Source organism: Streptomyces sp. NPDC046716 (genome assembly GCF_040645755.1).
Lineage (GTDB): Bacteria > Actinomycetota > Actinomycetes > Streptomycetales > Streptomycetaceae > Streptomyces.
The window spans coordinates 82,062-95,345 of sequence record NZ_JBEYYU010000007.1 but is presented as its reverse complement, the minus strand read 5'-3'; the positions used below and the strand labels follow the sequence as shown (position 1 = coordinate 95,345).

At 67.7% G+C, this 13,284-nt stretch carries 15 protein-coding genes and 2 pseudogenes; 9 read left to right on the top strand and 8 right to left on the bottom strand.

Annotation, left to right across the window (positions count from 1 at the left end; translation table 11 throughout):
* Positions 1–2: 2 nt before the first annotated feature.
* The 5 genes and pseudogenes from ABZ930_RS07780 to ABZ930_RS07760 all read right to left on the bottom strand — a co-directional run bounded on the left by ABZ930_RS07780 (position 3) and on the right by ABZ930_RS07760 (position 3,306).
* Positions 3–326: a trypco2 family protein gene (locus ABZ930_RS07780; protein ID WP_361543153.1), complete on the bottom strand. Its 324-nt coding sequence runs from the start codon at positions 324–326 to the stop codon at positions 3–5.
* 515 nt (positions 327–841) lie between these two features.
* A complete protein-coding gene (locus ABZ930_RS07775; RefSeq protein ID WP_361543150.1) occupies positions 842–2,020 on the bottom strand; it encodes a GTP-binding protein in 1,179 nt (392 codons plus the stop codon).
* A gap of 6 nt (positions 2,021–2,026) precedes the next feature.
* Positions 2,027–2,197 carry a 50S ribosomal protein L32 gene (gene rpmF, locus ABZ930_RS07770; RefSeq protein ID WP_361543147.1) on the bottom strand — a complete coding sequence of 57 codons (171 nt, stop codon included), beginning with the start codon at positions 2,195–2,197 and terminating at the stop codon, positions 2,027–2,029.
* Between the two features lie 101 nt (positions 2,198–2,298).
* A pseudogene (gene rpmG / locus ABZ930_RS07765) lies at positions 2,299–2,463 on the bottom strand (50S ribosomal protein L33).
* 375 nt (positions 2,464–2,838) lie between these two features.
* Entirely contained in the window at positions 2,839–3,306 is a 468-nt protein-coding gene (locus tag ABZ930_RS07760) for a DUF4253 domain-containing protein (protein ID WP_361543144.1), read from the bottom strand.
* A gap of 653 nt (positions 3,307–3,959) precedes the next feature.
* On the opposite strand from ABZ930_RS07760, the gene ABZ930_RS07755 reads away from it, so the two are divergent.
* The 7 genes and pseudogenes from ABZ930_RS07755 (at position 3,960) to ABZ930_RS07725 (ending at position 8,327) form a co-directional block, all read left to right on the top strand.
* Complete coding sequence (locus ABZ930_RS07755; RefSeq protein ID WP_361543141.1) at positions 3,960–4,643, top strand: GAF and ANTAR domain-containing protein; 684 nt, start codon at positions 3,960–3,962, stop codon at positions 4,641–4,643.
* Between the two features lie 356 nt (positions 4,644–4,999).
* Positions 5,000–6,106 (top strand): SGNH/GDSL hydrolase family protein, encoded by a 1,107-nt coding sequence (locus ABZ930_RS07750; RefSeq protein WP_361543135.1) that lies wholly within the window; start codon positions 5,000–5,002, stop codon positions 6,104–6,106.
* Positions 6,107–6,261: 155 nt separating this feature from the next.
* A pseudogene (locus tag ABZ930_RS07745) lies at positions 6,262–6,402 on the top strand (IS5/IS1182 family transposase); the annotation flags it as partial.
* 75 nt (positions 6,403–6,477) lie between these two features.
* Positions 6,478–6,675 carry a DUF6325 family protein gene (locus tag ABZ930_RS07740; protein ID WP_361543469.1) on the top strand — a complete coding sequence of 66 codons (198 nt, stop codon included), beginning with the start codon at positions 6,478–6,480 and terminating at the stop codon, positions 6,673–6,675.
* Between the two features lie 137 nt (positions 6,676–6,812).
* A complete protein-coding gene (locus ABZ930_RS07735) occupies positions 6,813–6,986 on the top strand; it encodes an SHOCT domain-containing protein (RefSeq protein ID WP_361543132.1) in 174 nt (57 codons plus the stop codon).
* 402 nt (positions 6,987–7,388) lie between these two features.
* The gene (locus ABZ930_RS07730) at positions 7,389–7,787 is read left to right on the top strand and encodes an SHOCT domain-containing protein (RefSeq protein ID WP_361543129.1); all 399 of its coding nucleotides are present in this window, start codon (positions 7,389–7,391) and stop codon (positions 7,785–7,787) included.
* 18 nt (positions 7,788–7,805) lie between these two features.
* Positions 7,806–8,327: a DUF6069 family protein gene (locus ABZ930_RS07725; protein ID WP_361543126.1), complete on the top strand. Its 522-nt coding sequence runs from the start codon at positions 7,806–7,808 to the stop codon at positions 8,325–8,327.
* A gap of 421 nt (positions 8,328–8,748) precedes the next feature.
* On the opposite strand, the gene ABZ930_RS07720 is transcribed toward ABZ930_RS07725, so the two are convergent.
* The 3 genes from ABZ930_RS07720 to ABZ930_RS07710 all read right to left on the bottom strand — a co-directional run bounded on the left by ABZ930_RS07720 (position 8,749) and on the right by ABZ930_RS07710 (position 11,324).
* Complete coding sequence (locus tag ABZ930_RS07720) at positions 8,749–9,699, bottom strand: LysR family transcriptional regulator (protein ID WP_361543123.1); 951 nt, start codon at positions 9,697–9,699, stop codon at positions 8,749–8,751.
* 220 nt (positions 9,700–9,919) lie between these two features.
* Positions 9,920–10,471, bottom strand: a complete 552-nt coding sequence (locus tag ABZ930_RS07715) for a hypothetical protein (protein WP_361543120.1) — start codon at positions 10,469–10,471, stop codon at positions 9,920–9,922.
* Between the two features lie 28 nt (positions 10,472–10,499).
* Positions 10,500–11,324: a helix-turn-helix transcriptional regulator gene (locus ABZ930_RS07710; protein ID WP_361543117.1), complete on the bottom strand. Its 825-nt coding sequence runs from the start codon at positions 11,322–11,324 to the stop codon at positions 10,500–10,502.
* A gap of 119 nt (positions 11,325–11,443) precedes the next feature.
* Here ABZ930_RS07710 and ABZ930_RS07705 point away from each other — a divergent pair, with 119 nt between their 5' ends.
* Complete coding sequence (locus ABZ930_RS07705; RefSeq protein WP_361543114.1) at positions 11,444–11,872, top strand: hypothetical protein; 429 nt, start codon at positions 11,444–11,446, stop codon at positions 11,870–11,872.
* Between the two features lie 648 nt (positions 11,873–12,520).
* A complete protein-coding gene (locus ABZ930_RS07700; RefSeq protein ID WP_361543111.1) occupies positions 12,521–13,198 on the top strand; it encodes a hypothetical protein in 678 nt (225 codons plus the stop codon).
* Positions 13,199–13,284: the final 86 nt, after the last annotated feature.

The window sequence follows — 13,284 nt, the reverse complement described above, 5'->3', positions numbered from 1 at the left end:
CGTCAGTCCTTCAACTCATCGCCGCTGCGCGCGACTTTGACAGGCCTGCCCTGCGCGTCCACAGGGCTTCCGAAGGTGACAGTCACCCGCTGCTCGTCGCCGCGCCCGAGGGTTCCGCCGCCTCCGACCTCGACGAACGGCACCTTGAATCCCGCCTTGCCGTCCACGGACCGCGACGCGGTCACTGTCAGTTCGACCGTCATGGACTCGATGGGGAGTTGCACCGCCGCCTCCGCGCCTGCCTCACGTGCCGCGAGCAACTCGTCACGCAAGATCCCGATCGCCTCCGCCAGACCGAAGCCGGCCACAACCCGTTCTTCACTCACCTTTGTCACCCTCCCCTCCGGACATTGTCTGCCGGGAAAACCCTTGGCCGCCGCGTTTCCGTCAGATCTCTCACGATCATTTGCGTGGAGACCGCCAGTTGGGCCGCTGCTTTGGGCCCTGAACACGGGCGGCCACAGCCTCGGGGTATCCCACAATGCGCAGGGCATGTCCGCGCACGATGAACTCCAAGAGGTCCACGGGTTCACCGAGGTGGTGGGGGCCGTTGCCGCGGTTTGCGTGGATGAAGAACGCTGTTGTCGCCGGGCTCACACCAACCTGCAGCTCAGGACAAGTCGACGGCCAAGCCATCCGGGTCAAGCTGACCAAGCGAGCGGGATACGGCCGAGCCGAAGTCGACCTCACGCTATTGCCCTGGCGGCGAACGTCAACGACATCACACCCGAGCCGCCGCAGGCACGGGGGAGGCTGTCGAGTAGCGCATGGCCGATGGCATCTCTGCCAGGCTGACCGGGCGGGCGATGCCGTGGCTGCGACCATCACCCGCCCGGGGTCTTCAGACGGGCAGCACCGTCCCGTGCTGCTCGTGCGCGCAGGCATCCTGGGCCTCCGGGACGTTCCAGAGAGGGAAGGGATCCTCCTCGCCGCCGGTCCATTCGCCGTCCAGGAGGCAGTCCTCCAGGGCGGTGTGCAGAGTCGCCGGCTCCAGTTCGGTGCCGATGAACACCAGCTCCTGGGCCCGCTGCTCGCAGGCCCCTGGTGCGCTGCTTCCGAGGGGCTCGAAGCGGGCGACGGACCCCGCCTGGGACCACAGCCCGGTCACCCCGGGGCGCCCGGCCAGTGTGAAGAAGCCCTTGCTGCGCAGGATCGTTCCGAACTCACCACTGTCGAACCGCTCGGTGATCAGTTGCCACAACCTCCCCGGGTGGAAGGGCCGGTCGGCACGGAACAGGGCCGAGGAGATCCCGTACTCCTCGGTCTCCGGAATGTGTTCGCCGTTCAGCTCCCTCACCCAGCCAGGTGCCTGCTGCGCCTGTTCCACGTCGAACAGACCGGTTCCGAGTACCTCCGAGGCGCGCACCTGCCCGCGGACCGTCTCGACGAGGCGTGCGCCGGGGTTGAGCCGGGAGAGGATGCCGCGCAGCCGTTCGGCTGCGGTGCTGTCGACGAGGTCGAGCTTGTTCAGGACGATCACGTCGGCGAACTCGACCTGGTCGATCAGCAGATCGCTCACGGTGCGCTCGTCGTCCTCGAAGGGGGCGAGGCCGCGCTCCGCGAGTTCGTCGCCGGTGCCCAGCTCGGTCAGAAAGTTGGCCGCGTCCACCACGGTGACCATGGTGTCCAGCCGGGTGAGGTCGTCGAGGGTCGCCCCGTCGTCGCGTGCGAAGGAGAAGGTGGCGGCGACCGGCATGGGCTCCGAGATGCCGCTGGACTCGATCAGCAGGTAGTCGAAGCGTCCCTCCCGGGCGAGGCGGTCCACCTCTTCGAGGAGGTCGTCGCGGAGCGTGCAGCAGATGCATCCGTTGGTCATCTCCACCAGCCGTTCCTCCGTGCGTGAGAGGGCGGCCTCGCCGCCGCGCACCAGCGCGGCGTCGATGTTGATCTCGCTCATGTCGTTGACGATGACGGCGACCCGCAGGCCCTCGCGGTTCGACAGCAGGTGGTTGAGCAGGGTGGTCTTGCCCGCTCCGAGGAACCCGGAGAGGACGGTCACCGGCAGGCGGTTGTGCGGCATGCTGTGTCAGTCCTCCGGGCGGAGGAGGCCGCGCTCGAAGGCCTTCCGCAGGTGTTGGGGCACCAGGTAGGCGCTGCCGTCGACGGTGACGGGGACGAGCGCCGGGGCGGTCGCGCGCCACTGGGCGCGGCGGTGGCGGGTGTTGCTGCGGGACATCTTGCGCTTGGGGACGGCCATGATCGTCCTTTCGCCGGCGGAAAGCCGGTACGGGGTGGGAGGGGGCCAGCGGCTGGAGTAGGGGTGTGTTCCTGGTTCGCGTGCGGGCGGGCCCGGTGCGGTCAGGGTTCCTCGCGGAAGTCGACATGGCGCCGGGCGAGGGGGTCGAACTTCTTGAGGACCAGCCGGTCCGGTTTGTTCCGGCGGTTCTTGCGGGTCACAGACGCTTAGTCGGTGCTGGCGGTTGAGCGGAGCTTGATGATGGGGCGCAGTTCGTTGCGAGCCATGCGAGCAGCATACGACAATGATTTCCATTACCGATAGCCGGGTCCGCAGAAGGATCGAGCCCGGATGTTCGCTCACTGCCGACTGGCCGGCGCCGAGCCGGTCCTCGGCAAGAAGATCTCCCACTCGCAGAACCTCAGGCCGTCCTGGTCTCGCCGAACACCACGGGCGGCGAGAAGGCGGCCGCACGGGCGGAACTCCGTCGGTAGCTCAGGGGCGCGAGCGCGATCCGCGTGCACGACCGTGGCCGGTCGCCCACTCGGCCACCGGGGCACCCGCGCTGAAAAGCGATGCCGCCCCAGCGCCTGGACTGGATTGTTCGGAGCGATCACTCCCTGGGCGGGCAGCGATCGGTGACCGTGTCCGTTTCGACAGGGTCAGTCCCACCAAAATGTCCAGTAGTTGAGGTCGATGAGCCCCTCGGCGTAGGACGCCAGGTCAGGGTGCGAGCCCTGCCAGATGTTGTCGGGGCAGAAGGCGAAGTGTTCGGCGGCGAGGGCCGAAGCGTCCTCGATCCGAGTCGGTGGTCTGGCGATGCTGAGGTGGAGGGTGCTGAATCCGACGCCGATCACGCGTGCGCCGAAATGGTCTTCCCAGTCGCGCACGACGGCAGCGAAAACTGCGGTGTCGTTGTGGTAGTTGGCGGGACCCATCCACCCGGCCGCGGCGAGGGCGTCGGCGCCTCGGCCGGCTGCGACCAGGCCAAGGCGCGCGTGTGGATTCTGCGCCAGGAAGGCTTCCGCGTACCGTTCGGCAATCTCCTCGGTGTGTGTCGACGGCACCGGCGTGGAGGGCCTGGGTGCGAGGCCGGGCCAGGTCCGGCCGAAGGGGGCGGTGACGGCCACGCGTTCTTCGACGGTGAGCTGGTCGTCGTCTTCGCCGGTGACGGTGTAGTCCTGCCACCATCTGGCGAGGACGGCTGCGGGAGCATGGTCCGCTGGAGAGGACATGAGCTCGGGCCACAGATTGCCGCACCCCCAGGGTCGGAAGTCCTCATGCTGTGGGTCCAGGGCGTCGAGCAGGAGAGGCTACAGACCTGAGATTGCGTGCTCGGCGCGTAGTCGTGACCAAAGTTCGACCGTAGTCGAGTCATCGCTCAGCCATAGCGGCTGCCGGTCGCTGTCCCCGTCGTCCGAGGTGATCGTGCGGCCGGGCGGCAGAGCTGTGCCATGGGTCAGGAGGGATTCGAGGTTCACGGGCGGATGCTATGTCCGGGGGCTGACAACGCATGACTGCGTAACGGCTGGGACCGCGGAGGTAACCCGCCGCCACCCGCGCGCCAGCGCGGCGCCTCCGCCCCACGCAGCGCCGCGGACGGCCGTCGGAGAGACCGGAGCCAGCCCTCACGCGCAGCCTCGCCTGGCGGGCCGGCGCAGCGGCAGAGGGGGCTCGATGCCTAGCTCTGATGGCTGTGGAACGGACATCGGGGCATATGCGTTGGGAGTGATGCTGAGCCGGCCAATCGAGATGCTGGCCTGGAATGGGAGGGCTCTGAACGGTGGACTGGCGCGACTTCGCGGTGCACATGGCGTCGATGGCACGGGGTTTTCTGGCCCGGGACAGTGTGGACACGACCCTGGACAAGATCACGGACGCGGCCGTCGCCTTGGTCGACGACTGCGACGCGGCAGGCATCCTGACCTTGAGCAAGGGGCAGGTGACGACCTTGGCCGCGTCCGGGCACATGGTCGATGAGAGTGACCGGCTGCAGGAGCAGCTCGGCGAAGGGCCCTGCTTCGACGCCGCCCGCATCGGGCACCCTGGCTTCCGTATCCACGACCTGTCCACCGAGACGCCGCGCTGGCCCGTCTACGCCGCCAAGGCCCACGCCCTGGGGATCGGCAGCATGATGGGCTTCCTCCTCTTCACCGACGACCAGGACAACCTCGGCGCCCTCAACCTGTACTCCCGTCGGCCCGGCGCGTTCACCGACGACAGCGAGACCGCCGGCTGGCTGCTGGCCTCCCACGCGGCAGTCGCGCTGTCGGGGGCGCGTGAGCACGCCGGGATGCAGCAGGCCGTGGACACCCGCCACACCATCGGGCAGGCCATGGGCATCCTGATGGCCCAGCATCACATCGACGAGCACGAGGCGTTCGATGTGCTGCGCCGCTACTCACAAGAGAGGAACATCAAACTGCGTGACGTGGCACGCCAGTTGTGTGAACACGGCACGCTGTAGCAGGCCGGGGCCCTCTCCTGGCTGCATTCCGAATTGGGTGTGGTCTTCCTTGGGGGAGAGGGCCGATCTGGACGATCGTCTGTGTCATGCCGGCAGCCCACGACGGCGAGCTCCAGCCGGACACTCCACACCCGGCTCCGCGCACGCACGACGGCATACCCCGCCTCAGCAACCGCCTCGTGCAGGAACGCCAAACCGCCGGGTCGACGCACGCCGCAGTGGCGACATCAAGTCGCGTACGTCGGAAGCCTGTTGATCCATTGCGTCCGTCCAAATTGGTTGACATCCAGGTGCGGAATGTCGGAGGTTCTGCCGGGCACACCGATGCGCCACAGAGACGGAGAGATGGCACGCAGATGACTTTCAGCGGAGGGAACCCGACGCCAGGGCGCGGGAGGCGTCCGGCGGCGCCTGCCGCGGTGGACGGGAGCCCGCGGGATGAGCCGGGGCAACCGGTGCCCGTGGAGGGCGTCTTGGGGCAGGTGCACACCGCAGGGCGGGTCAAGGATCTGGGGGAGACGGTGGAGTTCAGCTGGCCCGGGGTGTACTTCGAGGGCCGCTTCCGCGGGACCGGCCTCGGGGTGGTACTCGACTGCGCGGCCGCCGACTACGACGTCCAGGTCGACGGGGCCACCGTCGCCACCCTGGTCACACCCGGTGATACCACGCACTGGATCAACGGCCTGCCCGACAGCGAGCACACGGTACGGGTCGTCAAACGCAACGACACCCCGGGGGACACCAGCACGTTCGCAGGCTTCGTCGCCGTGCCCGGGGGCGCCGTACTGGGCAAGCCGGCGCCCCGGGACCGCCAGATCGAGTTCATCGGGGACTCTCTCACGGTGGGCTACGGCAATGTCTCGGGCACCCGCGACTGCAATCCGGAGCAGCTCAAGCGGAGCACCAACACCGATCTGAGCCACGGCGCCCTCACCGCCCAGCAGTTGGACGCCGATTACCAGATCAACGCCTTCTCCGGCCTCGGTATGGTGCGCAACGTCGCCGGCATCTGCCCGGACGTCACGTACCGGACCTACTACGACCGCGCGCTGCTGAACGTGGACGGCGACGTCTGGCGGAACCCCGGAACATGGCGCCCCCAGATCGTGGTGGTCAACCTCGGCTCCAACGACTTCTCCGGCCTCACCCCCGGTGAACCGTGGACGCCCGACAGTCTCGCGGCCGCCTACCGCACCGCCTACGGTGAGTTCCTGGGGAAACTGCGGACTCGCTACGGCGCGGGCACCATCCTCGTGGCCGTCGGCTTCGACAGGAACGCCGAGTACGTGCGGCAGGTGGTCCAGGCGCGCAACGATGCCGGCGACGGCGAAGTCCGCTACTGGTTCCTCGACCAGTCGGGCCTGGACTTCCTCGGATGTGACGGGCACACCTCGGCTCACGACGACCGGCTGATCGCCGACCGGCTTGCCCCGTTCCTCAGCAGCCTGCCGACGGGATGGTGAGAGGCACGGCCACCCGCGAACCGGACCAGGGACTGCCGCCCCTCCCTCCGTCGGCGCGAGAACGGTCGGCGTAGGCATCGACCGACGGCATCACGTGGCGCAGCGCGGACAGCGGGTTGCAGACCTGACGGGACACGGCACGGCCTCGCGGGTGGGAGCAGCGAGCGCGGCGCGAGCACGTGATCGGCCGGATGAAGAACTACAAGATTCTCCGCGACTGCCGGCAACGCGGCGACGGGCTCCACCACGCCGTCCAGGACGTTGCCCAGATGCACAACCTCGCTCTCGCATCATGACCGGAGGACCGTGCTCACGCGCCCTGAATCGCCTGAACATGGCCTTGTGCAACACCCACGGACGTCCAGTTCGACCTGCTCAGCGACGAGGACCTGCAAGCCGTAGCAGACGGACTGCCGGCCGAATCGTCGGCCCTGGTCGTGGCATGGGAGAACACCTGGGCCGCGCGCCTCGCCACGGCGATCCGCGGCTCGCAGGGAGAGCTTCGGCTGTTGGAACGCATCCCCAGCGACACCGTCGTCGCGGCCGTCGCCGCGCTCGACACCGAATGACACGGAAGGAAGCGGACCCGCCATGCCTCAGCGCTTCGGACGGCCCGGCCTGCTGGGCACCATCGCCCGTACGGCGGTCATCTCGGGCACCGCGTCGGCTGTCTCCAACCGCGTCAACCGCGGTGGCCGAACGCGACATGCGCCGGGAGACCGAGATGCAGGCCCAGCAGCAGTGGGCGGCACAGCCGCCAGCGCCCCCTGCGGCCACCGACCGCGTGGCCCAGCTGACCGCACTGGCCGACCTCAAGGCCCAAGGACTCCTGACGGACGCGGAGTTCGCCACCGAGAAGGCACGGGTGCTCGGCTCCTGAACGGACGACAGCCGCGCAGCGCCGACGCCACGATGCCGGACAGCCGCCACGCCCTGCCGTCGACCGCGAAGGCCGTCAGACGCTCCACCGTCGTACAGCTCGTGCGGTACGGCGGCCGAATGCCGAGCGCGCCGTAACGCAGCCGGGTGATCGCCTCGTATACGGCGCCCGGGGGACGCGCCCCTTCTTCCCAGCCCCGCCCATCCGCGTCGCTCAAGGCATCGCTCCAGAAGCCTGGAACGTGGACCGAATTTCGGTCGACGGCGGCGACGTTCGACCGAGTTCAGGCCCATCGTCACTCTGGTGCCGAAATGCGCACTCAGTCACCTGAGGGAATACTTCGTTAACCACCAGCGCGTGAATCTGAGCCCGGTAGAAGGATCCGTCAGGAAAGAGGACGTCATGGACGACTACCCGCTTCTCGACCTCTTCCTGACGATGCTGTTCTTCTTCCTGTGGATCATGTGGCTGTTTCTGCTGTTCCGGGTCGTCATGGACATCTTCCGCGACGACGACCTGAGCGGCTGGGCCAAGGCCGGCTGGCTGATCTTCTGCATCGTTCTGCCCTACCTCGGCGTGCTCGTGTACGTGATCGCACGAGGGCGGGGCATGGGGCGCCGCGACGTGAAACAGGCGAAGGACGCCGAATCGGCCTTCAAGGACTACATCCGCACCACGGCCTCCGAAGGGAACGCCGGGTCCGGCGGCACGAACGAACTCGCGCGGCTCGCCGAGCTCCATGACTCCGGCGCCCTCACCGACGAAGAGTTCACCCAGGCGAAGACGAAGCTGCTCGCCTGATTTCACTGACGGCACGACGTGGAGGGCAAGTCCGACGTGGATTCACGGAACGGTTCCTACGGCCGCTCGAATACGCCGTACAGAATTCCGCAGCCGTCGCCCGAACCCCCTCCTCCGGCCGGGCCGCGCCTCGACGCGGGCCGGCTGTGGGCGGGCGGCGTGATGACCGCCGTGGTGGCTGCCCTCACCGCGGTCGTCGCATTGCTGCTCGTACGAGGAGTGCTCGGAATTGCCGTCTTCGCCCCCGAAGGGGACGGAGCCATGGGAAACGCCACCACCGGGGCCCTGGCCGGTAGCGCCGCCGTCGCGGCTCTTGCCGCAACAGCCCTGCTGCACCTGCTCATGGTGGCGTCGCCGCGCCCGGACCGTTTCTTCATCTGGATCATCACCCTCGCCACAGCCGTGCTGGTGCTCCTGCCGTTCACGACAGGGGCCTCACTTTCGGCGAAGTGCGGCACCGCGGCGGTTTATCTCCTCATCGGCATCGCCATCGGGACTCTGCTGTCCTCAGTGGCTCGCAGCGCGGCGCGGAGCGACTGATTCGGCAGAGTGTCACCAACTGCGCGCGCCGCCTCACCGCTGGGGCTGACGGAGCGACACCTCACCGCCGTAACTGATCCGCGCAGTCCTTCTGCCTGCAGAACCTCGCCGCCCTGCTGGGAGGCGAAGACCAGGCCGTCACGCCGGCCATGGCGACCTGGCGTGAGACTGCCGAAGATGTCGCACACGTTCCCGACCGCGCCGGGCGAGGTGGCACCCTCGTCGTGCGCACCCCGAGCATCGAGCGCATCGCCTTGCGCCGCCTGGAATGCATCGGCGACGTCAACGGACGGAAATGCCCGGCCTGCGAAACGGAAGTAGTCCGTGCGACGAAGCGATCGGCCCGCGCTCATTTCCATGGGCATTCTTCATGGCACATCGGCCGGACTCCGGCGCTGGTTGCCGTTGAGGGCGACCATCATCAGATGCTTTGCCCATCTTTGTTCGCACCATCAACTCGGGGAGCTTGGGTGCCGTCCCCCAGTGCGCGCGGTGTGTCCGAGACGACGCGGGCGAGGTCGAGGACGGCCTCGGTCGCGTGGGCGGTGGGCCAGATCAGCGCCCAACTGACCGTCGGGGCGTCCACCGGGCGCAGATAGCGCAGGCCCGGCCACGGGTAATAGCGCGACGCGACTTCATGGACGAGGCAGATCGCCGCCCCTGCTGCGACCACGGCCGCAACCTCTTGGAACGTCGAGACCTTCGGCCCGCGCCGGATGGGCCGGCCGCTGGGAGTGTGGGCGGGTACCAGGGTCTGTTGCCAGTATTCGGGGATGGAGGAGGCGCAGTGCGGAAGAGTCCAGTCGGCGAGGTCCTCCATCCTGACGGCTTCGCGCCGGGTGAGGGGGTGGTCGACACTGACCATGAGGAGCGCGGGGCCGGAGATGAGGACGGGGCCGACGGTGAGGTCGGGTTCACGCACGGGCAGCCAGGCTGTCGCGACGTCGACCGAGCCGTCCCGCAGCGGGCCGAAGGGGTTGGCGAAGGTCATCTCCTTGACGACGAGTTCGGTGTGGGGGTGCCGTTCGCTGAACCGGTCGAGAAGGTGTGCCTGGTCCTGTGGCTGCGGGCCGTGCAGCCCGAGCCGCAACGTTCTTTTGTCGGGCGTTGCTCGTGCGGCAGCGGCGGCACGGGCGACGCCGTCCCGGATCTGCTGAAAGCCGGTACTGAGATCGTCACGCAACTGAGCCCCGATTGAGGTCAGTTCGACCCTGCGACTGGTTCGGACGAAGAGGCGCGCACCGATGTGCCGTTCTTGCTTGGCGATCGACTGACTCACTCGGGCTTGGGAAACGTGCAGCCGGGTCGCGGTCCGGCCGAAGTGCAGTTCCTCGGCCAGCGCCAGAAAGATCTCGATGTCACGCAGCTCCACCGTGCCTCCGCCTTCGTCGATAACCCGACGCTTATCTGACCATGCGCATCCGCTCGTTGTTCGAGCTTCTGTCCTACGGCAGCCTGAGATCGCTTCTAGTGCCTGGGCGCGCCGCACGAGACACTGGGCCACGACAGCCTGACCCGCGCGGGAACGCCTGTCGGCTGCACGGGTCGGCACGTGTCCGACTTTTCGAGGACGGTTGCGAGGCCCCTCGTACTCAGGACGTGACTTGCTGGCCCAACAGCCGGGCCTGTTCCTTTTTGAGTGTGGTGAAGCCCTGGCGCGCATAGGTTGCGAGTTCGCCGCTGGGGAACGACACCACCGACAGATGCTCGTCGTGGTGGCCCTGCGCCCACCGGGCTGCGGTGATCTCATACCCCGACACATGTGCGCACAGAGTGAGCAACAGTGGCGGCATCATGTGCTCGTTCAAAAGGTCGCCATGCTTGACGACCAGGTCACGCATGGCCTGGATGTTCGGCAGGAACACGGTGGTGACCCACAGGCGCCACTCGGCGAGCTCGTCCTCGGTCGGTGCAACTCCGCCGGCGAACGGCGATCGGCCGCCAGGACGACCGTGCCGTTCCACGAACGCCGCGAACGTTCGGCTGTTGGCCTCCGTGAGAGCGAACAGCGGCCCGTAGAACGAACCGAGTTGACGATTCACGCGAGCCAAACGCTCCTGACGCTGCGCCAGGCGCACGCTGTTGAGATATGTGACGACATAGCCGACCAGCGCCAGCCCGATAGTCACGACCAGTGCGATCATGAAAGGAGATCCTAGCCATCGGCCTTACTCAGGTCTGGCTTCCGGACGAGGCCAGGCTGAGGAGCTCGGCCAGTTGGGCACTGGTGGATCGGTCGGCCGGCAGGAATGCCTCGAGACGTAGTTCGGCGATGGTCACGTCGGTGGCGGTGCCGAAATGTGTGAGTGTGGTGATGAGCGTCAGCTCCCTGCCGTCGGCTGGATCAGGTGCCCGCAGGCGCAGTGGTACGGCGAAGCCGAGGTGGTGCGATGACGCGCTTGGGCGTGGTGGTGCCAGGTGGGTCAGATCGCGGGCCAAGCGCCCGAGCCGGTCGTCCGGGTTGCGCAGGTTCTCGGCCTGAACGCTGTCGATGATGTGCCACGCCCACTCGTCGAGGTTGATGATGCGCGACGCGAGTCCCTGGGGGTGCAGCAGCACCCGGGGGACGCTCACCGGCGCTTCGAGCAGATGTGGAGCGACACCGGTGGTGAGGACGTGGAAGGCGGTGTTGGCCGAGACCAGGTCGCCGTGCCGGTCGACAACCACTGCCGGGTACGGCAGGTGGCCGTGCAGGATGCGTTCGAGAGCGGCGCGAATCGGTGCGAGTTGGGGGCCGTCCAGGCGGGTCTCGGGGTAGGCCGGTGCGAATCCGGCGGCCAGGAGCAGTTCATTGCGCTCGCGGATCGGCACGTCCAGGGCTTCGCCCAGCCGGATGATCATTGAACGGCCGGGGGCCGATCGTCCGCTCTCGATGAAGCTGAGGTGCCGCTGCGTGGTCCCGGCACGCAGGGCCAGTTCCAGTTGGCTGACGCGCCGCCGGGTGCGCCACTTGCGCAATGCTCCGGCGAGCCCGTCTCTGGTCGATTCGCTGGTCACGGTCCTTGTGTAACGCGATCGGTTACTGATCCGCCATTCCCTGCGAGGAATTGCCGCGCGCCGTCCGGCGCAGCAGGGTCATGGCCGCACGCCGACCGTTCACGACCGAGGAGTCCGCCATGGCCGACATCGACATCGACATCCACGACCTGACCGACCGCTACGTTGCCGTATGGAACGAACCCGACCTGGAGCGCCGCCGCGCTGCGATTCGCGAACTGTGGTCCGCCGATGCCGTCCATGTTCTGCAGCCTCCGAAGGAGATCCTGCAGACCGTTGAAGGGCTGGGCTTTGACCGTCTCCTTCTGGAGGCCCGCGGGCACCGCGCCTTGGAGTTCCGTGTGACTCGAGCCCACGAGGAGTTCGTCGCTCCGGGGACCTTCGTCTTCCGGTCGCGCGGGAACAGCGACCGGCTCCACGACGTCGTCAAGTTCAACTGGGAGATGGCACCCCGGGTCGGTGGTGAGGTCGCCGGTGTCGGTCTGGAGGTCCTCGTGCTCGGCCCTGACGGTCGCATCGTCAGCGACTACCAGTTCATCGAGGGATGAGCACGGCGATGGCGATACGCTCAGCGATGTGCCGCGGCCGCCCCGAAAGCCGTCGGCATCGCTGTGCGGGCCACAACGGGCCCATCTCAGCGGCGAGTTCAGCGATCACATCCCTGGCCGGCCCCGTGATCCGCGAACGGTTGACGATCACCGAACGGGCTACGGTTCCCATGGAAGCGACCGCCTAGCAGGCTCAGTTCGAGGTCACCTTGGGTGCGCTACCTGCGGTCATGCCCACCACCCCGCTGACGCCGCGCGCGGATCGCTGACGGATGCGTCCCGTTGCGCGGGCAGCAGGTCCAGGTCGCTTGCACGCGCGCTCAGACCGGTGACCGGGCCAGGAATGGGCAGACGGCGAGCCCGCTACTCATCCTTGAATCGATAACCCCAGGCTTATCCGATCATGCAAAATCGCTCATTGTTCGAGTGCTGAGGTCACGGCATTCTGAGATCGCTTCCGGCACGAGGGGTGCGCTCCGGGGTGGAGCGTGCCCTGCCACCGCTGTGTGGTGGCTGTCACGGACAGTTGTTCACCGGAAGTGCCGGCGCATCGGACAACGGGGGACGAGGCCCGGCAGCGAGCCTGCCAGGGGGGGGCAGGCTCGCTGCAACGACGCGTAAGACGTGGGGGATTCAGTGAGATCAGTCGTGCGGGTGGCGGCTTTGGCAGCTGCCTTCGTGGTGTCGTTGGCCGCGTGCGACGACGCCGGAAGCGGGGATGACCACGGCGCGCGCAGCACCCGTCAGGTCGGGGAGGGACAGGAGGGAGGCGGCACGGACGAGAGTCCGGCAGCACTGTCCCCGGCGCAGCTGCAGAGCGCCGTTTCGGGCGACAGCGGGATCCCTGAGGGCTGGCACGGCAGGGGATCCGATGTCTACCAGGGGGCGGAGGCGGTGAAGTACTGCGGTCTCGACGCTGAGACGGGGTGTGCCGGGCTGACGGCCATGACGATGAGGACACTGGAGAACCAGACCCTGGAGGAACTGCAGGCGGGCAGCGACGGCCGGTCGATGTTCATCAAGATGTACTCCTTCGACTCCTCCGAGAACGCGACGGTGACGGCCAAGGCCATCGCCTCGGCCGAGCGGCACGAAGCCAGCGACCCGCGCCGGCTGAAGGTCACCACTGCGGCCGAGTACACAGACGCGTTCTGTGAAGAACTCGGTCTGGACGAGTACAGCGCCACTGCGGTCATGCGCACCGGAGCTGTCGTGATCACGGTGTGGGGAACGGACCTCAAGACCACCGCCGACATCCAGCCCATCGCCAGGAGCCGAGTCGAGCGCGTCCTGAAGATTGCGGCGGGACGCAACCCGGACGCCTGAAGACCCACGCGCCACACCACCAACTCCGCATAGGAGTACGCCGGAACGCGGAGCCGACTACATTCTCCGTCGGCTCCGCCAAGACG